17 protein-coding genes and 5 pseudogenes are annotated in these 19,614 nt (G+C 61.2%); 15 read left to right on the top strand and 7 right to left on the bottom strand.

What is annotated here, in order from left to right; genetic code table 11:
• Window positions 1-80: 80 nt before the first annotated feature.
• The 4 genes and pseudogenes from FCU66_RS26650 to FCU66_RS26635 form a co-directional block, all read right to left on the bottom strand.
• Window positions 81-373, bottom strand: a pseudogene (locus FCU66_RS26650) (cytochrome P450); the annotation flags it as partial.
• Entirely contained in the window at window positions 340-1,572 is a 1,233-nt protein-coding gene (locus tag FCU66_RS26645) for a cytochrome P450 family protein (protein ID WP_136617869.1), read from the bottom strand. The pseudogene FCU66_RS26650 and the gene FCU66_RS26645, both read right to left, overlap by 34 nt.
• A gap of 96 nt (window positions 1,573-1,668) precedes the next feature.
• Window positions 1,669-2,361: an OmpW/AlkL family protein gene (locus FCU66_RS26640; RefSeq protein WP_136617870.1), complete on the bottom strand. Its 693-nt coding sequence runs from the start codon at window positions 2,359-2,361 to the stop codon at window positions 1,669-1,671.
• 230 nt (window positions 2,362-2,591) lie between these two features.
• Complete coding sequence (locus FCU66_RS26635; RefSeq protein WP_136617871.1) at window positions 2,592-2,909, bottom strand: transposase; 318 nt, start codon at window positions 2,907-2,909, stop codon at window positions 2,592-2,594.
• Between the two features lie 314 nt (window positions 2,910-3,223).
• On the opposite strand from FCU66_RS26635, the gene FCU66_RS42095 reads away from it, so the two are divergent.
• From FCU66_RS42095 to FCU66_RS26600, 8 genes and pseudogenes are all read left to right on the top strand, one after another.
• On the top strand, window positions 3,224-3,598 hold the full coding sequence (locus FCU66_RS42095; protein ID WP_246094027.1) for an AraC family ligand binding domain-containing protein: 375 nt from the start codon (window positions 3,224-3,226) through the stop codon (window positions 3,596-3,598).
• A 102-nt stretch (window positions 3,599-3,700) separates the two neighbouring features.
• Window positions 3,701-4,012, top strand: coding sequence for a helix-turn-helix domain-containing protein (locus FCU66_RS42090; RefSeq protein ID WP_246094017.1), 312 nt, complete (start codon window positions 3,701-3,703; stop codon window positions 4,010-4,012).
• Between the two features lie 47 nt (window positions 4,013-4,059).
• Window positions 4,060-4,323, top strand: a pseudogene (locus tag FCU66_RS42665) (beta-eliminating lyase-related protein); the annotation flags it as partial.
• A gap of 5 nt (window positions 4,324-4,328) precedes the next feature.
• Window positions 4,329-5,174 carry a threonine aldolase family protein gene (locus tag FCU66_RS26625; RefSeq protein WP_342778202.1) on the top strand — a complete coding sequence of 282 codons (846 nt, stop codon included), beginning with the start codon at window positions 4,329-4,331 and terminating at the stop codon, window positions 5,172-5,174.
• 383 nt (window positions 5,175-5,557) lie between these two features.
• Window positions 5,558-6,013, top strand: coding sequence for a GNAT family N-acetyltransferase (locus FCU66_RS26620; RefSeq protein WP_136617872.1), 456 nt, complete (start codon window positions 5,558-5,560; stop codon window positions 6,011-6,013).
• 343 nt (window positions 6,014-6,356) lie between these two features.
• Window positions 6,357-7,325, top strand: coding sequence for an omptin family outer membrane protease (locus FCU66_RS26610; protein WP_136617873.1), 969 nt, complete (start codon window positions 6,357-6,359; stop codon window positions 7,323-7,325).
• Between the two features lie 424 nt (window positions 7,326-7,749).
• Complete coding sequence (locus tag FCU66_RS26605; protein WP_136617874.1) at window positions 7,750-8,712, top strand: ArdC family protein; 963 nt, start codon at window positions 7,750-7,752, stop codon at window positions 8,710-8,712.
• A 213-nt stretch (window positions 8,713-8,925) separates the two neighbouring features.
• Window positions 8,926-9,090 (top strand): annotated as a pseudogene (locus tag FCU66_RS26600) (DUF2958 domain-containing protein); the annotation flags it as partial.
• Between the two features lie 53 nt (window positions 9,091-9,143).
• On the opposite strand, the gene FCU66_RS42865 reads toward FCU66_RS26600, so the two are convergent.
• Window positions 9,144-9,614, bottom strand: a complete 471-nt coding sequence (locus FCU66_RS42865) for a DUF2958 domain-containing protein (RefSeq protein ID WP_425462871.1) — start codon at window positions 9,612-9,614, stop codon at window positions 9,144-9,146.
• Between FCU66_RS42865 and FCU66_RS26590 the strand changes: the two genes are divergently transcribed.
• The 6 genes and pseudogenes from FCU66_RS26590 to FCU66_RS42860 all read left to right on the top strand — a co-directional run.
• On the top strand, window positions 9,504-11,153 hold the full coding sequence (locus FCU66_RS26590; RefSeq protein ID WP_342778205.1) for a ParB/RepB/Spo0J family partition protein: 1,650 nt from the start codon (window positions 9,504-9,506) through the stop codon (window positions 11,151-11,153). The genes FCU66_RS42865 and FCU66_RS26590 overlap by 111 nt on opposite strands.
• Before the next feature lie 243 nt (window positions 11,154-11,396).
• Window positions 11,397-12,371: a hypothetical protein gene (locus tag FCU66_RS26585; protein ID WP_136617875.1), complete on the top strand. Its 975-nt coding sequence runs from the start codon at window positions 11,397-11,399 to the stop codon at window positions 12,369-12,371.
• Between the two features lie 489 nt (window positions 12,372-12,860).
• Window positions 12,861-13,430 (top strand): hypothetical protein, encoded by a 570-nt coding sequence (locus tag FCU66_RS26580; RefSeq protein WP_136617909.1) that lies wholly within the window; start codon window positions 12,861-12,863, stop codon window positions 13,428-13,430.
• A 23-nt stretch (window positions 13,431-13,453) separates the two neighbouring features.
• Window positions 13,454-14,125, top strand: a complete 672-nt coding sequence (locus tag FCU66_RS26575; RefSeq protein ID WP_425462869.1) for a hypothetical protein — start codon at window positions 13,454-13,456, stop codon at window positions 14,123-14,125.
• Window positions 14,097-14,678 carry a hypothetical protein gene (locus tag FCU66_RS41310; protein WP_168992262.1) on the top strand — a complete coding sequence of 194 codons (582 nt, stop codon included), beginning with the start codon at window positions 14,097-14,099 and terminating at the stop codon, window positions 14,676-14,678. The genes FCU66_RS26575 and FCU66_RS41310 overlap by 29 nt, the downstream gene beginning before the upstream one ends.
• A pseudogene (locus tag FCU66_RS42860) lies at window positions 14,626-14,811 on the top strand (Shedu anti-phage system protein SduA domain-containing protein); the annotation flags it as partial. The gene FCU66_RS41310 and the pseudogene FCU66_RS42860, both read left to right, overlap by 53 nt.
• Here the strand turns inward: FCU66_RS42860 and FCU66_RS26565 are convergent.
• Both FCU66_RS26565 and FCU66_RS26555 read right to left on the bottom strand, forming a co-directional pair.
• Window positions 14,805-15,238: pseudogene (locus tag FCU66_RS26565) on the bottom strand (hypothetical protein); the annotation flags it as partial. The pseudogenes FCU66_RS42860 and FCU66_RS26565 overlap by 7 nt on opposite strands.
• A 171-nt stretch (window positions 15,239-15,409) precedes the next feature.
• Window positions 15,410-17,494 (bottom strand): DNA/RNA non-specific endonuclease, encoded by a 2,085-nt coding sequence (locus FCU66_RS26555; RefSeq protein WP_136617877.1) that lies wholly within the window; start codon window positions 17,492-17,494, stop codon window positions 15,410-15,412.
• A gap of 424 nt (window positions 17,495-17,918) precedes the next feature.
• On the opposite strand from FCU66_RS26555, the gene FCU66_RS26550 reads away from it, so the two are divergent.
• Entirely contained in the window at window positions 17,919-19,586 is a 1,668-nt protein-coding gene (locus tag FCU66_RS26550) for a DUF4403 family protein (RefSeq protein WP_136617878.1), read from the top strand.
• Window positions 19,587-19,614: the final 28 nt, after the last annotated feature.

The raw sequence follows: 19,614 nt of genomic DNA, 5'->3' as shown, positions 1-19,614 counted from the left end.
GTGGGGCGAGGCCGTCACGGTCCGCCGCGAATCCCGGTATTTGTTCCCCGCTCGGCTTCGCTCAGCGTGCTTGCGCATTCGCCCATCAGCACGCTGATAACCATGTCCGGAAGCGGAAAGGAGAGGTGGCGCCTCGGTCGGCGGACTGGGGCTGGGCCGCCAGCGTCTCGAACAACTGCGCGGCGATCGCCTCGACCTGCTGCGCGAGCAGCTTCACCCTGCGATTGCTGAAGGCCGGCGCCACGATCGTGCGTAACCGGGCATGCTCGCCCCCGTCGTGCGAGACCAGCCACCCCGGCGAACCGGGAATCACCGAATCCGGGGTGAATGCCGCACTCTCTAAGCGACGGAAGGGCGGAAGCTGACCGGCAGGCGCTGCGGGCAGCGAATGACGTAAGACGGCATGTAGACGATGTCCTCCGCAGCGATGGTCAGGGCCAGATCCTCCAGCCGCCCGAACAGCGCGGGGAAGGCGCAGCGCAATTCCAGGCGCGCCAGCGCAGCGCCCAGGCAGGAATGCGGCCCCTCGCCGAATGACAAGTGCGGGTTGTGCCGCCGGGTGACATCGAACCTGTCGGCGCCGGGACCGAAGGCCTTTTCGTCCTGGTTCGCCGCATGGAACGCCATCAGGACGGCATCGCCGCGGCGGACCATGCATCCGTCGATCTCCACGTCCTGGGTGGCGTAGCGGAACGGCAGATTGGCCGCTGAGCTGCCCCAGCGCAGGATCTCCTCGATCGCCTGTGACCAAGGAACTTGGCCGCTGCGCACCAGGTGCAGTTGCTGCGGATGCGTCAGCAATGCCAGCACGCCATTGCCGATGACGCTGGCGGTGGTCACGAAGCCCGCAGAGAGCACCATGAACAGCATGTCGATGAGCTCGGTGTCGGAAACGAGCTCGCCTTTGTCACGGGCGACGATCAGGGCCGAAGCCAGATCATCGCCGAGCTGGCCCCGCTTGAGCGCGATAAGGCGACGGAAGAACTCCGGGATGCGCTGCCGCGTCTGTCGCACCTCTTCGGCTGTGGCGGAGGTGTTGGCCAGGCTGTAGGTGAGCGCGACGATCTCTTCACGCTGTTCGTCCGGCAAACCGAACAGTTCGGCAATCACGTTGGTGGGCAGCGGAACGGCGAACTCGCACATCAGATCGGCACTGCCGCCGCGCTGCGCCATCTCGGCCAGGAGTCGATCGACGCATTGTTCGATCCGTGGCGCCAGCAAGGCGATACGACTGGGCGCGAAGCTGCTGGACAGCAGGCCGCGCAAGCGACGGTGATCGGCGCCGTGCGCCGTGGTCATGTTGTCCACTTTGCATATCCCGATCAGCGGATGATCCTCGGGAATCTCGCCGTCCTGCAGCGCCCGCCACTGTCGCCAGTCCTTGTTGAAACGGTGGTCGGAAAGCATCTGCCTGAGCGTCTGGTGACGGCCTGCCGCCCAGGCCACCACACCGCCTGGCAGCGACACTCGCGCCATCCCCCCCTGCTGCAGAATCGCAGAAGAAAGACGATCAAGTTGCGTGGGAGCGGCCGGCACACCGATCACGTCGCAATGATCGTTTTCTACGCGCATGCCAACAACTCCTTTAAGAACCATCGCGGGTCCACTTCTCGGCACGGATGATCCGCGCGCGGACTTCGAAAAGTGCCCCTTTTGTGTGGTTCGTCCTCAGAAGCGGTAGGTGAGACCTGCGCCTATCAACCAGGGATCGAGCTTGGCCTTGCCCGTGAGCTTGGCGCCGGCGACAGTGACGTCGAAGTCGGGCTTGAGGAAAAGCTTCTTCACGTCGAAGTTGACGCCCCAGTGCTCGTCCACCATGTAGTCGAATCCGACCTGCAGCGCGGCGCCGAATGTGTTCTTGACCTTGAGATCATCGGCGCTGCCGACTTGCTGATGATAGAAGATCGTATAGTTCACGCCGGCGCCGAGATAGGGTTTGAAGGCGTCGAAATCGGTAAAATGATACTGCAATGTCACCGTTGGCGGCAGCAGCCAAACCTTGCCGACCTTGCCAAGCCCGCCGATCGCACCTTGGCCGTCGATGTTGGCATAGGTGGTGCCGAGTATGAGTTCGGCGGCGATGTTGTCCGTGAAGAAATATGAGATATCGAGTTCCGGCGTCACGGTGTTCGAATAGGAAAGACCGGAGCCGGGCACCGCATTGACATAGCCCGAATCCTCGGTGATCACCCCCAACGCACGCAGGCGGATTTGCCAGGGGCTTGGCGCTTCCGCGACGCAGGCTTCTGCCTGCGGGACGCTCGCGGCTTGCCCAACATCTGCCGCGCCGGCCTGTCCCGCAACGATGAGGACGACAGCCGCTGTCATTGCCCGCGCCACGCCAATTCGCGCTCTCGCCATACTTTTCTCTCCTTGATCTTCAGAAGCGACGCACTGCGCCTTGATTGAATCCTGCTCGCATCAATCGAGATTGACGGAGCGCTCATGCGGGATAGCCCCCGCATGTGTCGTGCCAAATGAGAAAATCGTTGCAGAACAATGCGGTCACTCCGATAGCGCTGTGTCTGATGTCCGACTTCGTCGAAGATCCGACAATGAGTGCAGCCGTAGCCGCCCCTGGTAGCCGTTCGTCAACATCGGCCGGCAGTTCGTTGGCACGCTCGTCCTCGGCTTCGAGTTTTGGCGTATTCTGCGTTCAGCGCCTTGATCGGCGCCTGCTGCTTCGCCGTCAGGCCGGGGAACGTTCCAGCCAGTTGGCGCAGTCCGTGGGCATGTCCGTAAGGCGTCTCGACCGCGACCGATATGGGCGGGAAATCCTTTGGCAGCATGCGCCAGCCGCCATCTGATCGGGCCATGTAGCGGATCGCGTTCAAGACCTCGCGCAGGTCCGTCACCACGCGCCGCCCGGTCTTGGCCGCGCCCGGCAGGAACGGTTTATCCGCGACCATTCCTCATGCGTCAGATCGGAGGGGATAGCGCTTGGTCTTCTTCTTGATATCGGCCACACGGCCACGCGTCGCTCGGGTCCACATCCCAAGCTTGAAACACGATTAATCCCGCCAATCCGCTGCCCGCCCTGCAGCAGGCCCCTCTTCGGCGGCAACTAATCCTGCTTCGGTTTGAAATTCGCGACGTGTGCACGATATCGTTGTGACGACCGACCTGGATTGATCATCAAGTGGCCGATACCGCCGTAGAATGCGACGAAAAGGCGCGTGGCCGTTCTGAACCCTCGGGGCGGCCGCCGCGCAATCGTGCGGTGATGAAGCACTCCGATGTCCTTGGCGGGCTCGATTACCTGGCGGCCGACTATCACCGGCAGGATTTTTCCAAGCATGTCCACAACGAGTATCTAATCGGGCTGATCGAGCGAGGCGTCCATGATGTCTGGTGCCGAGGTGAGGTTTGGCACGCCGGTAGCGGCACCGTCGCGACCTTCGCGCCCGGCGAACCGCATTTCGGGGGTGCTGGTGACGATCTTGGCTGGAGCCAGAAGATCTTCTACATGCCCGAAGGCCTTATCCGGCAAGTCCTTGACGACAGCGGCCAACGAACCCGGAACGATCGACTTCAAAAGCCCGTTCCAGGAGAATGCCCCAGTTGCACACGGCCTCAGCGCGTTTTGGCGCCTGCTTGAACATGGGCATAGCTCGGCACTGGAGATCGAGGAGTATCTGATCCGTTTCCTGCCCACGTCTTCGCAGAGGCCGGCGGATCGCGCGTTGCTGAGCCAAAATTCGTGCCACCGAGGTTCCGCGACGTATGTGACTTCATCCATGCCCACTTTGAAGAAGTTCTGCAACTCGCCGCCCTGGCCGCCCTTGCGGGATGCTCCAAGGCGACGTTGATCGATGGCTTTAAGGCGCATTTCGGGTTGCCCCCCACCCGCTACCTGATCCAGGTCCGCATCGACGAGGCGCGACGGCTGCTGAGGCGAGGTCAGCACGTCGCCGAGGTTGCCGTCGCGGTCGGGTTCGCGGACCAGAGCCACCTGACCCGACACTTCAAGGCGGTGTTGGGGGTGACGCCGGCACGTTACGTCTCGATTTGAATATCGTTCAATAAAGCGCGCGGCGAACCGTCTAGCTTGGACGCTCAATGGATGAAACGAGCGTCAAGACCATGAACGAAAGCAAGCAGACCCGCCCCCGCGGCTTCACCAGCGACAACATCGCCGGCGTCTCCCCCGAGGTGACCGCAGCCATCACCGCGTGCGCGTCGGGTCAGGCGCTTCCCTACGGCAACGATGAGCTGACGCATACCGTCGAGCGCCAGCTCGCCGAGCTGTTCGAGCATGCGGTCGACGTGTTCCTCGTTTCGACGGGGTCGGCGGCGAACGCGCTGGCGCTGGCGGCGATTACGCCGCCATGGGGCAGCATCCTCTCGACGCCGACGCACACATCAACCGCGACGAGTGCGGCGCGCCGGAGTTCTACACAGCCGGTGCGAAGTTGGTGCAGCTTCCAGGCGAGGCTGGCAAAATCGACATCGACGCCTTGGCGGCCAATGCAACGCGCATGGTGGGCGATATCCACTCGATCCAGCCCTCCAGCGTCAGCATCACGCAGGCGACCGAGATGGGATCGGTCTACGCGCTCGACGAAATCAAGGCGATCGGACATATCTGCCGGTCAGCGACCCTGCCGCTCCACATGGACGGTGCTCGCTTCGCCAACGCCCTCGTCACTCTCGGCTGCTCGCCGGCCGAGATGACGTGGAAGGCCGGCGTCGACCTTGTGTCGTTTGGCGCCACGAAGAATGGAACGTTTGGGGTCGATGCGGTCGTCTCGTTTCGCAGAGATCTCGCGAGCACGATCGCCTTTCGCCGCAAGCGGGCCGGCCAGTTGAGTTCCAAGATGCGCTTCATGGCGGCGCAAATGGACGGTTATCTGAGGGACGGTGTCTGGCTTCGCAACGCGACCCATGCCAATGCGATGGCATCGGCGCTCGCGCGGGGGTTGGCCCTGGTGCCAGGCGTGAAAATCCAGCAGCGTCCCGAGGCCAACATCCTGTTCTGCAGACTTCCCACGTCCCTGATCCGGGGGCTGCTCGACATGGGATTCCGCTTCTACCATGATCGCTGGGAGCCCGGGATCGTGAGGTTCGTCACCTCTTTCGCGACGACCGAGGCCGACGTGTCCGACTTGATCGGCGCGGCGACCAGCCTCTGCGCACCGGTCGGCTCGGCTCGTGTTCCGGCTGGCGCCGAATGAGTGTGGCGACCGTCGAGCGCTCTCGCCGCCCGTCATGGATGTCCTCTTTGCTCGACTGCATTGTCCGAGCGTTCCGGCCGCACGAGCATCTCAGGCTGTATCTTTTGTCTCAGGCCCTTTTAGACCTGCAACTTCATCTGACCTCGGCAAGGCGGCTTCACCGTGCGGTCACGAAGTAACCAGGTTGATTTGCAGGCCCCCTATCTGCGCAATTCACCTCAAGTCATCCGTAATCCTGCATGCTTGTAATATATATTTTGCATTCTTTTATCATATTTTTGATGAAAAATGCTGTTCACTCGTCCGAGTTACTTAAAAGAATGAGTCGGATCTGCGCGGGGTGGCAGCATCAATCGGGATTTTGACCACTAGCAGGAGAAAATATGCCTTCCATATCCACGCGCCGCGCCAACGCAACGGACGCAGGGACGGTCGTCCGTTTTATTCACGCGCTACTCGATGAACTCACTGGCGGGAAAGCGCCCGCGCCCGACGACGTGAGACAAAGCGCGGAGATAATGCTTGCCGACGCTGGCGTGGTCGCAGTGATCGCAACTGCAGATGACGAGCCGGTCGGCATCATGGTGCTGAATGAATGCACGGCGATCTATGCAGGAGGCAAGTTCGGCTATATTTCGGAGCTGTATGTTCGACCCGAAAAGCGCTCCAAAGGGATTGCCCCTCATCTGCTTGAGGTCGCCTCGCGGGAAGGCCGTGCGCGTGGTTGGAAGCGACTTGAGCTTGCAGCGCCCAGGCAACCAAAATGGAAGCGCACGCTCGATTTCTATCTGCGCAACGGCTTCGAGGAACTCGGCCCCCGGCTCTTTCGGATTATCTAGACTAGAGAGTTTGCTATGGGCTGCTCAAAGCAACCTGCGCGATCTCAGTGGATTGAGGTCCGGCGTGGTCGCTGCCTGACGCTGCAATCGTACCAGCATCGTCATCGCAAATGTGTGCCTCGGACAATGCAGCGTTCCCGTCACGCCGGCCGCCCGGAACGCATCGGCAAAAACCGCCGTTAATCGGGTCACGCTAACGGCGTTTCCTTGAGTGTTGAGGAACAGAGCCGAGGGCGGCAATTTTGCCAACCTACAGGGGCGCTGCATAGACGACCGCACCTGAGTTGCACCCGGTTACGCTGCGTATAGCCGAATGGCGGATGATTCCTATGAGGGTAGTCCTATGAAATTGTACGCGAAAGTCTTTGGTGGAGCGGCAGCCTTGCTTGCTGCCTGGCCGGCGATGGCCAGCGACGCGGTGGCGAGCGAACCGGCGCCCTACAATCCCAATTTCTCTTTCGTTGGCGGCGTCGGCGTCATCGACATCCAGGCCAACGAGCTGGTCTATCAGGCTCCCGGCAGCGGCTCGAAGCTGAGCAACCTTATCTGGGAAAGCACCTCTGCGGTCATTTCAGCCGAGATGACGGCGCGCAGCGAGGCCGGCTGGACCGCCAAGCTTTCCGGCCAGATCGCCTTCAGCGGCAACAGCTACATGGAAGACTATGACTGGACCCCGCGATTCTCGACCAATGATGGCTGGAACGACTGGAGCAACCGTTCGCGCCATTCCGACACCGATCTTGATTACTTCTATTCGGCAACCGTCGCGCTCGGCCACGATTTCCAGTTCAGCGACCAGCTGCTGATCAACGTCAACGGTGGTTTCAAGTACACCTCGGTCAAGTGGACTGCCTATGGCGGTTCCTATGTCTACAGCGTTGCCGGCTTCCGGGATTCGGTTGGCGACTTCCCAGGAGACGCAAAGGCCATCAGCTACCAGCAGAAATTGCCGGTCGCCTTCGCCGGCATCGATGCGACCTATGTCCAGGATCGCTGGAACTTCGGCTTTGCGCTGAAGGGCGGCACGACCTTCTCGGCCGGCGCTACCGATCATCACTGGATGCGTGACCTGCGCTTCGAGGATGATTTCGAATCGGCGCCGGTTCTGATGGTCGGCGGCAGCGTCGGCTACCAGTACAACGAGCGGACCAGCTTCTTCGTCTCCGGTTCCTACGAAAAGGTGTTCACCGCTCGCGGCGACTACAACACCTATGACATTGCGACCGGCGCAGAGACTGGCGGCGAAGACGACTGGATCGGCGGCGATTTTGCCGCGGCGACGGTGATGGTTGGCATCAAGACCTCGTTCTGATTGAACGAGTTCGACCGGAACGCCAAACCGATGTCCGCACGGCGCAGAAATCTGACGCGCCCGCGCGCCTGACGGCGCGTGCCGGGTGCTCGTGAACCGAGCCCGCTTTTTCTTCGCCAGGCTCAGGCGGTCTCGGCCATCCGGCTTCGCCCCCTGGCGCGGGCAGCCTGTCGGCTGCTGACGGTCGCCGCCCTGTCGGCCGGCGCGGTTTGTTCGTTGGCCGTTCCCGGCGGCGCGGGGTGGGCGGCACTCCCTTCTAGGCCCGCCGCGGCATCCCGCAACCCTTCGCTTCGCTTCGGGTCCTCCTCTTCGTTCCGGTCCTTCGGATGCGGTCCGCCTCCGACGGCGGGCCTTTCCGGTCGCGTCTCGCCGCCCACCCCACTTGCGGGGAAAGGCGCGGGATTGAAGAGCGGAGGACCAGACGATGCGTGCAAAACACCAGCGTTCCGGCAGCCGAGAGGCTGGCGCGGGCAGGGGCGGGCGCCCGGGCGCCAGCCTTTATCAGGAAATCACGGACCGCATCATTGCCGAACTGGAGCGCGGCACCGTGCCATGGGTCAAGCCATGGGGCAGCGCAAAGGCCGAACTCGGCCTGCCCAGCAACGCGGCCACCGGGCGCCGCTATTCCGGCATCAACATCCTCATCCTGTGGGGCGCCGTCATCGAGCGCAGCTATCCCGGCCAGAACTGGCTGACCTTCCGGCAGGCGCTTGCCCTTGGTGGCAATGTCAGGAAGGGCGAGCGCGGCACCACAATCGTGCATGCCGACCGCTTTGTCCCAAAGGGCGAGCAGGAGCGTGCCAAGGCCGATGGCGACGAACCGCAGGCGGTCCCTTTCCTGAAGCGCTTCACCGTCTTCAACGTCGCGCAGTGCGACGGCTTGCCCGCGCACCTTTACCGCAAGGCCGAGCCGCTGCCCGAACGCGAGATCGTCCCGCAGGCCGAGGCGCTTATTCGAGCAAGTGCCGCGGATTTCCGCATCGGCGGCGATCGCGCTTGCTACATGCCGGGCACCGACTCCATTCAGGTGCCGCCGCAGCCGGCATTCTTCCGGCAGATCGACTATTACCGCACCTGCTTCCACGAGCTTGGCCACTGGACCGGCCACCCGGCGCGGCTGGCGCGCGACCTCTCCGGCGCCTTCGGTTCCAAGACCTATGCGCGCGAGGAACTGGTTGCCGAAATCACTGCTGCCTTTGTCTGCTCGACCCTCGGCATCGAGCCGACAGTGCGCCATGCCGACTATATCGGCACATGGCTGAAGGTGCTGCGCGAGGACAATCGCGCCATCTTCCGCGCCGCCAGCCTTGCCTCCAAGGCCGCCGATTTTGTTCTGGGCTTCAACGCCGAGGCCCAAGGCGCGCAACAAGACGAGATCGCGGCATGAGCGCGCGCGATCGCCACACCCTGCAGACCGAGCCAACGCCGCAAAGGCGAGCAGACGCTCATTCCCGGTGTCCGGCCGCTCACCACGCGCGACCGACTCGCCCTTTTGGCCGACGCGCCGATGCGCCCGCGCGCGGCGCAAAAGCTGGTCGATATCGGGCTGTTCGATGACGCCCCCAGAAATCAACGCGACCTGTTTTGAGAGGAGTTTCCCATGATCCTGATCACCGACGAGCTTTGCGCCCGGCTGCTCGCCAATGGCGCAACCGACACCGACACCGACCATGTCCCGGTGGTCAAACTGTTCGATCCGACCGGGCCAGCAACCTGGCTTCTCACCGAACTCGACGCCGACGGCGACACCCTGTTCGGCCTTTGCCGTCCGGCGCGCGTTTGGAATGGCGCATGTTGAGCGCGGAAATGTTGAGCTTATTAAGCGGAATGTGGGCAAGTTGCATGGTTTGTCTCCTTCGTTTCAGGGGTGGGATTCCCCGCCGCAGAGGCTGCAAGCCGGCGCGGCGGGGCGGTTTTCGCGCCTAGCGGCGCATCTGTTCCGCCGTGTCGGGCGGAAGCTTGGAATGGGCGTTGCCAAGGGCCTCTGCCGCCTGTCGCAACAGCCGCTCGGCTTCGGTGATGTGGCCGGCGCTGCACGCTGCCTGGGCGTAGACGGAGAGCGGAAAGCGCGCCTTGAAGGCAGAGGTCGCGCTCGATGCCGAGGCCAAGCCGCCCCTTGACGCTTGCAAGCTCGGCAAGGCTGACGCTGCCGAGTTCGGGGAAGCCGAAGCCGAGGTCGTGTCGGACATTCTGCCGTCGGTTCGCGCGCGCGGCGTCCTGGTGCCGCTTCTGGTGCGGCCCAACGGCACGCCGGAAAGCTTCGAGATCGTCGCTGGCCGGCGCCGCTATTTCGCCGCGAAGTCGCTCGCCGACGAGCGCGGCGAGGACGATGCCTTGCCCTGCGCCATCATGGAGGACGGCGACGACGCCGACGCGCTCGAGGCCTCGCTGATCGAAAACTTCGCCCGGCTCGATCCCGACGAGGTGTCGCAGTGGGAGACGTTTTCGCGGCTGATCAGGGAAGGCCGCACCATTCCAGATATCGCCGCAACCTTCGGCGTCACCGAGCTTCTGGTCAAACGCATTCTGGCGCTCGGCGATCTTCTGCCCAAGATCCGCGAAGCCTATCGGCGCGAGGACATCGACGCCGAGACGGCGCGCCATCTGACCATGGCCTCCAAGGCGCAGCAGAAGGATTGGCTGGCGCTTTATGCCGACCCCGAGCAATACGCGCCGCGCGGCCACCAGTTGAAGCAATGGCTGTTCGGCGGCCAGTCGATTTCCGCCAAGGTGGCGCTGTTTGCCGTCGAGGATTATCCGGGCCTGGTCGTCTGCGACCTGTTCGGCGAGGACAGCTATTTCGCCGATGCCGACCTGTTCTGGCAAAAGCAGAACGAGGCAATTGCCGCCAAACGCGATGCCTACCTGGAAGCCGGCTGGCCCGAGGTGGCCGTGCTCGAACCGGGCCAGCATTTCCAGTCATGGGACCACAAAAGGCGCCGAGGAAGAAGGGCGGCAAGGTCTTCATCGGTCTCGCATCGCGGCGCGGTCGAGTGCCACGAGGGCTGGCTGTCGCGCAAGGAGGCCCGCCGCGCCCGCGCGCAAGGCGAGCGCGGCGCGCACGAAGAAATCCCAGCCAGGCCGTCGCGACCGGAACTCACCGGGCCGATGCAGAACTATGTCGATCTGCACCGCCACGGTGCCGTGCGTACCGCCATGCTCGACCATCCGGGGGTCGCGCTGCGCCTGATGGTGGCGCATGCCATCGCAGGTTCGGGCCTGTGGCAGGTTCGCCGCGAGCCGCAGCGCACCGCCAATGGAGCGGTGGCGGCAAGCCTCGCAGCCTGCAAGGCCGAAGCCGCATTCGCCGAAAAACGGCGCGCGGTGCTGGCGCTGCTTGGGCAGGCCGACGAGGAGGGTGCGATAGCCGGCGGCAATGGCGACGCCTTTGCGCTTGCCGCAGTCTTTGCCCGTTTGCTGGCACTTTGCGACGACGACGTCATGCGCGTTCTCGGCCTTGTCATGGCCGAGACGCTCGAAGCCGGCAGCGCCGCCGTCGAGGCGCTCGGCAACCATCTGGGCATCGACATGGGTGCGTGGTGGCAAGCGGACGACGCCTTCTTCGACCTGCTGCGCGACAGGGAGATCGCCAATTCGATGCTGGCCGACCTCGCCGGCAAGCCTGTCGCCGACGGCAATGTCGCCGAGAAGGTCAAGACGCAAAAGAAGATCATTCGCGATTGCCTCGCGGGCGAGAACGGCCGCGAGAAAATCGACAACTGGCTGCCCAACTGGATGAAATTCCCGGTCGAAAGCTACACGAAACGCGGCGGCTTCCGCACCGCCGATCAATGGGCGAGCGTCCAGCCGCTGTTCGTCCGCCAATAGCTGCCAAGCCGGGCGGCGGCTCTTTTCAAGTGCCGCCGCCCCGTTTGCCTGCCGCTGGAATATTGGCTGATGCGCACGGCGATCCGAACAGCATTTGCCACGCGCAAGGCTATTGTGCGTTGCACAAAAACCGACGCGCGCCTACACGTCCCTCCGTTGCGGGAATCGGGCTTGGACCAGCGGCGAGGCAATGAGAACCGATGCTTCGTCGATATCATATTGCATTCATAGCTGAGGACCTTCATGACCCTTTCGAGCCCTGACAAATCCGGCGCCGCCAGTCTCGAGGCCATCGCGCGAAACGGCGGCGTGCTGCGCCGCATCGCCGTGCGCATTCCGACCTATCTGTCGGACATTCGCGAGAACCCGGCATGGCTGCCGATGTTCGTGCTCGCCCGCACCATGCCGGCGCGCCGGATGCACTGGCGTGGGGCAAAGCCGGTTCGCGTGTCGCAAAAAGCCCACGACACCATGTTTGCCGGCGTCGATCGCCAGGAAATTGTCGAGGCGCTGCGGTCGGACGGGCTGTTTTGCGGGCTCGTCCTGCCGACTTCCATCCATGAAGAGATCGCCGCCTTCGCCCGCTACACGCCTTGTTTCGGCAATTTCGATCGCCGTCTCGAATTCATGGCTGAGGACCATGCCGAGGCCGAGAAGCGTTTTGGCCGCTCGCTGCTCAGCGGCCACTTTTTCGAACACATCCTCGGCTGCAAGGCAGCGGTCGCCATCCAGAACGATCCGCTGCTGCTCGACATCGCCGCGCATTATCTGGGCGCTCAGGCGAAACTGATCACCACACGCGTCTGGTGGAGCTTCCCGACCAGCGAGGCCTGCGACGCCGACAAGAACCGTGCCTCGCTCGGCAAGTATCATTTCGACCTCGATGACTGGCGGATGCTGAAATTCTTCTTCTATCTGACGCCCGTCGACGAAGGCACCGGCCCGCATGTCTATGTCCGTGGCAGTCATAACCGCCGCGCCATCAAGCATCAGCTGACGCTGCTTGTCGGCCATCCGGCGCAGGAGGTTCTCAAGGTCTATGGCGATGACAGCCCCGTCACGCTGACCAGCGAAGCCGGCCTCGGCTTTGTCGAGGATCCGTTCGGCTTCCATATGGGCACCGTGCCTTCGCGCACGCCACGGCTCATGATGGAAGTCGGCTTCGGCGTCTCGCCGCCCTCGCGCCGGCGCTTCCATGGCGAGCCGGTTATTCGCTGATCTCGAAAAAGTCCTGAAAACAGCCTTCCCCAGATCGGACGCCTGGTTCTCCCTTGGGCTGGCTGGTGCCATGGCGTGGTCATGGGACCAGCTGGCGCATGATTGGATTGGGCAGATACTTAAAGAAAATCACATATTTACGGGCCATTGTGTGCAAAAATCGCACACGAAAGTTCTGCTTCTCTCGCTTTTTCGTTCCCACGATGGAGCAACCGACAGCCCTTTTCGGACGCTCTTCTGCCGACGATATTGACCGCTTCAATGCTGCCGGCGGCGCTCGCCAGTCGGACGACGACGTTTGAATGCTCTTTCGCTAGGGTGAGCGCCCTGAGCCAATCATCATGCTGGCGGCGAACCACGTACCGGCGGCTCAAAACGACGTATTTTGGACTTTCCGCGGCGCCCTCCTAGCGTTCTCATTGACAGGAGAGACATCGAATGATGGAATGTCCTTGGTCCTAGGACAGAGGACAAGCTACAATGATTGGAATGAAAAGTCAGGATATCGTGGTGCTTCTGAAGCTCGTGAGCTTGCAGGAGCAAGGAGAGTTCGCGGGCCATGGGGAACAGCGTAGGGGCCTTGCGGGCGAGGACCCCTTCTCTGTTCGCGGGCTGGAATCCCTAACAGGTATCAGCAAGACGGAGATCAACGCCTCCTTAAAGCGCAGTCTCTCATCGGGGTTGGCCATTAAAGACCGGGATACGGGACGGGCCAATCCTCACCGCCGCAATCTCTATGAATTTATCGTCCACGGCCTGAAGTTCGTGTTTCCCGCGAAGGCAGGCGCGATGACGCGCGGTATTCCGACGGCGTTCGCCGCGCCGATGCTGAAGGGGCTATTGGTCAGCGGAGGCGAGTACATACACATATGGCCCTATGCCCAAGGGCGGGACATGGGGCAGTCGGTTGCACCTTTGTTCAAGAGTGTGCCTGAAGCAGTCCAGAAAGATGAACGGCTTTACGAATATCTTGCTCTCGTTGATGCCATCCGGCTCGGCAATCAGCGCGAAGCGGGCCTGGCTGGACAGCGGCTTTCGGAGAGGTTCCTGAAAAAATGACGGTCCGAGGCCAATTGCTCCTGATGCTGCAGACGGTGGCGGAAGCTTTGGGGGAAGACTTCCGGGAACGGCTGGTCTTTGTCGGCGGGTGCACAACCGCTCTTTTTATAACAGACGAAGTGACCCTTGAGGATGTGAGGGCGACTGACGACGTCGACCTCATCGTCGATCTTGCCGGTTATGGAGAGTGGGCGCAGTTGCGGGAAGAATTGAGGCAGCGAGGTTTCGCTGAGTCCCCCGAGGACAACGTCATCTGCCGGATGCGGCTGCGGGACCTCAAGGTCGACTTTATGCCGGACGATGCCGGCATACTCGGCTTCACTAACCACTGGTACGCAGCTGGGATCGAAACGGCAGTAACCCATGAATTGACCGATACGCTCAAGATCAAAAAGCTTTCCCCGGAGCTATTTGTCGCGACAAAGCTGGAAGCTTATCTCGGGCGCGGCGCAGGTGATCTGTTTATGAGCCGTGACATGGAAGATATCCTCCTCATCGTCGACGGGCGGCCGGAGATCGTGGACGAGATTCTTGCTGCAGAGGCCGAAGTCCACCGGTTCATCGCCGAACAGTTCACAGTCCTGCTTCAGAACGGCGACTTCGAATATTTCCTTGAGGGAAATGTCCGCGGCCCGGCAGGGCGGACCGATATAGTGCGAGACCGGTTTGTCGCCATTAGTCGTGGCGCCGGGTGAAGAGGATGGTGGCAGCCAGTGCAGGAGCACGTGTGATGATTTCGTTGAGGTCGGCAGCAAGGGCGTGACGCTCGAATACGAACCGCACTTCGGTGGCAATGCCTGGGTGACGCGGGAGCTCAAGGCGGCGGGCAAGGTGACGCTGAGCCGGGTCTTCTTCTTCCGCAGTTCCGACCTCGTGGCTGAGACGGCGCACGGTGCCGCTCACGACGACGAGGCGGACGAGGACGATCGACCGCTCTATCGGTTTCGGTTCGCGACCACAAAAGACGGATATCACCGCATTCTCGGGCGGATCCTGGGGATCGACAACGATGTGCTGATCGTCGCGGAGGGGATCGCGCCGGACCGGAAGGTCTTTGTCGCCGAGCGCAATATCAGCATCTTTCGGCGCATTGCAAAGCTGAAGCCTGGCAGCGAAATCGTCGTTGGCGGCGACCGGGTCGACAGCATCGCCGTCGAGGCCTTCGGCGAGCTGCTCGAGATACGTCGACCTGTGCGTGGTCGACGCCAACGGCAACATCGACGTCATCGAGATCAAGAAGCCTTTTGACGACATTCTGCTGAGCAGAGGAATTCATCGTGGCAACAGCGTTCCGACCAAGGAGCTGTCAGGCACCATCATGCAGGCCGAGAAATACCTGTTCCACCTCTCCAAATGGGGCGTTGAGGGGGAGCGCGAACTGTCGAAGCGATACGGGTCAGCACTTCCCGCCGGCCTCCAGATCCGGGTGACCAATCCCAGGCGCTGCTTCTGCTCGGCCGCGATCGCCGAACGGACGGCACGGGCGGGCTCACCGAGAACCAATCGTTCGACCTGGACAAGCTGGGAGACGTAGTTGTTGTCGTAGAAATAGGCCTCGAGCTCGCGGGCCACCTGCTCGACCAGCCCGCGGGCTTCGCCGGGAAACGAGAGACCAACATCGAAATGGTGCTGGGTGATGTCGACGGCGCGGCTGGCCTGCCGCGTCCACGAGGGCAAGGCAATGCCCCTCGCAGCGTGCAGTTCAGTTCTTTCGGCAGGTTGACGTCCTTGATCGCCCAGTGCGTGCGATTCATCTCCCATTTGCCGATGTCGAGCTCGAAGGCGAGGGCGTCGAAGTCGGCCGCGCTGAAGGTCGATAAACGAGCGATCTTCGCCGCCGCCGCGCACGCGCAACGCGCCGTAGACTATCTGTTGCGCTTCAGCGCCTCCGAAGCAGCCGCCGCGTGAGCGGCGGCCTTCTGGACCGAAGCGTCTACAGCATGCGACGGCTGGCCGTCGCTGCCAGGCCGAGTGTCACGTTACGCGTCGGCGTGGGTATCGGCGCGCAAGAGAACATCGTCAAAAATAACGCCGGCCTCATCGCTTATGGCTGACAGGGCGACTTGATAGCGTGCATACTCGCCGGGCGCGAATTCCACTCCGAACCGGTCGACGACATCCTTTTGGGAAAGCCTGAAGCCGTAGGTGCGTAGCGACCGGCGCCCATTAGTATCGCGCGTCGAGACCGCAACCACTTTCCAAAAGACAAGAGGATACTGCACCGGGCCGGTCCCGAAATCTTCGGATGGATCGTTCGGGTTCAAGATCGGACCCGCTATGATGCAGGCGCGCGTGTCACCTGATTGCAAGTCGCGTTGAATGTGGTTTTCGAAACCGCCCCACAAGCCTTGAACTCCCGGCCATTGCTTTCCCGGTTGGGAGCGGTTGAAGGCCGCGTGCTGCGGCGTGCAATTTGAGAAGTGAAACGTGTCGGAATTGGCAAACTCGATTTCCGTCGGCGTATCACCCCAGGCATTGTCTTCCCTACGCACGATATGACCCCGGTCGATCTGTTTGGCGGGCGCGTAGATATCGGGATCGCCCAACTGGTATTTCTGGGGAATTCGCGGGTCAAACACCCAACGATCTTGACCGAAGAAGGCGCGGCCGCTGGAGGTCCTTTTCGATGCATCGTAATCGACATTCACCGCCGACCACATCTGCATGCGCCGGGAAGCGTTCATCGCCAGGCTGAAGTGATGGTACTTGAGCACGACGATCTGGCCATTCTCCTTATACATCTCCTGGTCCCGCTCCTGCGAAATGCGAGGCAGCGGCACGGTGATATCGTTTTCGAGAAAGTCAGGGTTGTAGCCTTCTCGATCGTCGTAATTGGGGTCGAAGCGCAGTGCTTTCTCGAGCGCCTCGTCTGCCGCGACCGCGGCCGTCGCCTGTGGAAGCTGTGATGCCGGCACACCGCTACCAACGAAAATCGTCACTGGTCCGGAAAAATTCATGGTAACGCCGCCCATCACGTTTCCTTTCATGTTTGCGAAAATTTTGGAGGGATCAGGTAACACAGGACTAAGGGCTTCTGGCGCGCGAGGCGTCGCTAGCTTCGCGACCTCATCGGTAGGATCGGTCGTGTTGGCCAGCAATTCGTCCAAAAGATGCTTGGAGGCGGGCGTGGTCGGTACAAGCCCGCCGAAGGCCTTTACCAACGCACTTATGCGCACACCCTCATTCGCGATCCAGTCTATCCCGTCATCCGGCTGGCCAGGTGACCATGCCGAACCGTCCTTATTGAGAATAGTATTGCCACGCATTTTTGGAATGGAGGCGTGGTGCAAACCGACGACCTCCCACATTTCCGAATAGCAGGCCGAGCCCGACGATCCTTCCTCGGTGTCGGTCTCGTACCGGAGGAAACCGTCCTCCCGCAGCTCGAGCAGCCGGCAATTCTCCATCGCATAGCGTTTTGGCCCGCCATCAGGATATTCGATCATCCGGATAGGCATTCCGGGCAGGATCTTTGACCGCGATCCATTGATCGCCAGGAAGTTGACAGAGGAGAGAAGCTCGCCGGTGATTGCCTTCGGCTTCACCGCGACGAGCGCGAAATCGAGATCCTCCGCCGAGAAGAAAAGGGCGTCCGGATCAAACTCGAAAATGATGCCGCGGGCGACACCTGATGCCGTCTCGTCATGAAGAAAATTTGCGCCGGTTCCTCGTACCGAGCCGGGATCCGGAAACACATGCCAGTTTGTCAGAAGAACGTCAGGTGAAACCATGAACCCGGTCGCAAACCCGACCGGGTCGACCTTCGGATCGACGTTGGCCACGATGCGGGCGACCGGCCGGCCAGCGGCTCGGGCAGCATCGTCTGGCGGCAAGGTGTACCAGTCAAGGGTAGGCCCCATCTTCCGCTCGACGAACACCGGAAGACGGCCTTGTGCCTTCAGTTCACTCGCCTGATCAAAGCTCGAACGGCGAGCGTCGTAGCGCGCCTGTTCCGAAGGCGTCACTTGCGTCGTCGCGGGCGTCGGGGGTTGCGCTTTCCATCGTTTTGCGGCCGCAATCATTACCGCGCGGCGGCGCTCGTCGAACAAATTAGTCGCAACCATGGGAGATTCCTTCCTCCAAGGAAATAGGGAAAGTCTAGCGGACTCTATTTAATGATAGCGATTGAGAGATTTTACGTTAAACAATTAACCTTCAACGGGCGAATAGTTCAAACGGTTTAATATTTAAGCGGCTAACAGATTTGCAAACGCTGGTCGTTATTAACTCGCTCTTCCTCTATAAATTTCTAAAAAAATTCAAACCTCCTCTTACGTCACTATGCAACAAAGAGTAATGTGCGGTCAATGAAGAATATAGTTCTATGGCGGGATCGCTTGTTCGGTTGTCTTTGGCGGCAGGAGCTTCGGTGCCTGCCTGCGCATAGGGGGGACCTGAAGGTCATTCGATCACGTAGAGATCACAAAGCGGTGACTTTCAGTGCCGCCGCTTCAACGGGTGCAGAGCATTCTTGGGGGAGAGACGTCCATGACAGCGCGTACCAGACCGGACACGAAGTTGCGTGTCGCTCACTTTGCCGCCGCCGCTCGTCGGTTCGCTCCGGTCCTTCTCATTTTGGTTGGCGTTTCGGGCTGCGAAAAAAATCTCTTCCAGGCGCCACCCCATGGTGGCACTGCCGATGTGCCACCGGCACCCGTGTCGGACAGCGTTCTCACGCTGGTGGCGCAAATCCCGTACGAGACGCTAGTGCAAGCAGCGCAATCGAAGATACCGCAATCCGTTCCGGTGCAAGGAGATGGTCAAATCGGATGTGTCGGTATTCCTCATATTAATCCCGGACACGTGGGACATCATACTGAGTGCCGTTGGATCGGTGTCCGTGTTTGCGCTGAAGTACCAGATATTACCGCTCCGAGCCTTGGCACTACGAACCAATGCGCCGAATATCATTGGCACGCTGACATCAAAACGGATGGCCCTCTTGTCGTGGCCCAGGCGGGCAATGGCGTTCACGTCGAACAGCCGCTGTTTGTCAGCGGTCAGGCCGGCGTAGGCGGCGACCTTGCCAAACTGCTTTCGCTTTCCGGAAAGAACTTCGAGGCTCGGCTGGTCCCCGGCGTCGATCTGCAGCTCGACGTGAACGATAAGTGGTGCCCCGTGCTCACGGGAACCCCGACCGGCAGATGGGTGAGCAGTGCTTCGGTGGAAGTCGTGGGCAAAAACTGTCTCGGCTTTGATTTTGGGAGCCTAGGCCACCCAGAGGTCTGCGCAGGGCCAATCAATCTTGGACTGGCTGACGTGTTGAACGGCCAGATCAATGACCACCGCGCCAAGATACAGGATGCCATCGCCAAAGCTCTGCCTTGTGGTGCGCTTCGGTCAAAGGTTGAGGCCCAATGGCACGCCATTGCGATCAAGATCGACCGCCCGGATAGCACGCCCGTCTATCTCAACATCGTCCCCACAGCGGCGAGCTTTTCGGGCCTGGTCGGTGAAGCGCAAGGCATGAAGATGACCGTGCGTGTCGCAGCAAAGACCAGTCTTGCCGCAGAGCCAGTTGCCACACAGTCCTTGTCTCTGCCGCCATTGGGCAAAACATCAGCCGATCGAAGTCAAGCCGACATCACCGTGCAAGCAGCTGCTCCCTACGGATTGCTATTCGACGAGCTGTCAAAGAACCTTAAGGGTCGCGATTTTCAGCAGCAGACACCGGCCGGCGCCGTCGATGTGAAGGTCGAGGATGTTGACCTCTATCCCAGCGCCGGCTCTGTCGTGGTGGGCTTGAAGGTACAGGCAAAGCTGCCGGGCGAGTTCCTGAATACGACCGGCTGGGTTTACCTCTCAGGCCTACCCCGCGTCGAGAAAACTGGCACAGCGATCTCGATCAATCAATTGCATTTCGCGACCGTCCTGGACAACGCCTTCTGGAAGGCTGCACAATCCCTGTTCGAAACCCAGATCCTGGCAGATTTAGAGGCTCATTCGAAAGTCGATCTCAACAAGCAGATCAACGACGCGTCCGATGAGATCTTGAAGGCCGTTCACAATACCAACGTTCCGGGGTTGAAGATTTCCGCTGACACGCCGTCGATCGAACTTCTCGATATCACTGTCGGGCCAAAAAATCTGATTGCCAGTGCGCGCCTCAAAATGAATTTCGATATGGCGCTATCAGCTGATTTAGTAGGTCAATAGCCCGTATGCCGAATGAGTTGCAATCTCA

This window comes from Mesorhizobium norvegicum (genome assembly GCF_004919685.1).
Lineage (GTDB): Bacteria > Pseudomonadota > Alphaproteobacteria > Rhizobiales > Rhizobiaceae > Mesorhizobium > Mesorhizobium norvegicum.
This window is presented reverse-complemented; position numbering and strand designations above follow the sequence as displayed.

What these genes read in the sequence shown, in the direction of transcription:
- FCU66_RS26640 (WP_136617870.1), bottom strand. Translation starts at nt 2,361, where the DNA reads ATGGCGAGAGCGCGAATTGGCGTGGCGCGGGCAATGACAGCGGCTGTC.
- FCU66_RS26580 (WP_136617909.1), top strand. Translation starts at nt 12,861, where the DNA reads ATGAAAAGTCAGGATATCGTGGTGCTTCTGAAGCTCGTGAGCTTGCAG.
- FCU66_RS26555 (WP_136617877.1), bottom strand. Translation starts at nt 17,494, where the DNA reads ATGGTTGCGACTAATTTGTTCGACGAGCGCCGCCGCGCGGTAATGATT.
- FCU66_RS26585 (WP_136617875.1), top strand. Translation starts at nt 11,397, where the DNA reads ATGACCCTTTCGAGCCCTGACAAATCCGGCGCCGCCAGTCTCGAGGCC.
- FCU66_RS26645 (WP_136617869.1), bottom strand. Translation starts at nt 1,572, where the DNA reads ATGCGCGTAGAAAACGATCATTGCGACGTGATCGGTGTGCCGGCCGCT.
- FCU66_RS26575 (WP_425462869.1), top strand. Translation starts at nt 13,454, where the DNA reads ATGCTGCAGACGGTGGCGGAAGCTTTGGGGGAAGACTTCCGGGAACGG.
- FCU66_RS26620 (WP_136617872.1), top strand. Translation starts at nt 5,558, where the DNA reads ATGCCTTCCATATCCACGCGCCGCGCCAACGCAACGGACGCAGGGACG.
- FCU66_RS26625 (WP_342778202.1), top strand. Translation starts at nt 4,329, where the DNA reads ATGGGGCAGCATCCTCTCGACGCCGACGCACACATCAACCGCGACGAG.
- FCU66_RS26550 (WP_136617878.1), top strand. Translation starts at nt 17,919, where the DNA reads ATGACAGCGCGTACCAGACCGGACACGAAGTTGCGTGTCGCTCACTTT.
- FCU66_RS26610 (WP_136617873.1), top strand. Translation starts at nt 6,357, where the DNA reads ATGAAATTGTACGCGAAAGTCTTTGGTGGAGCGGCAGCCTTGCTTGCT.
- FCU66_RS26635 (WP_136617871.1), bottom strand. Translation starts at nt 2,909, where the DNA reads ATGGTCGCGGATAAACCGTTCCTGCCGGGCGCGGCCAAGACCGGGCGG.
- FCU66_RS42095 (WP_246094027.1), top strand. Translation starts at nt 3,224, where the DNA reads ATGAAGCACTCCGATGTCCTTGGCGGGCTCGATTACCTGGCGGCCGAC.
- FCU66_RS26605 (WP_136617874.1), top strand. Translation starts at nt 7,750, where the DNA reads ATGCGTGCAAAACACCAGCGTTCCGGCAGCCGAGAGGCTGGCGCGGGC.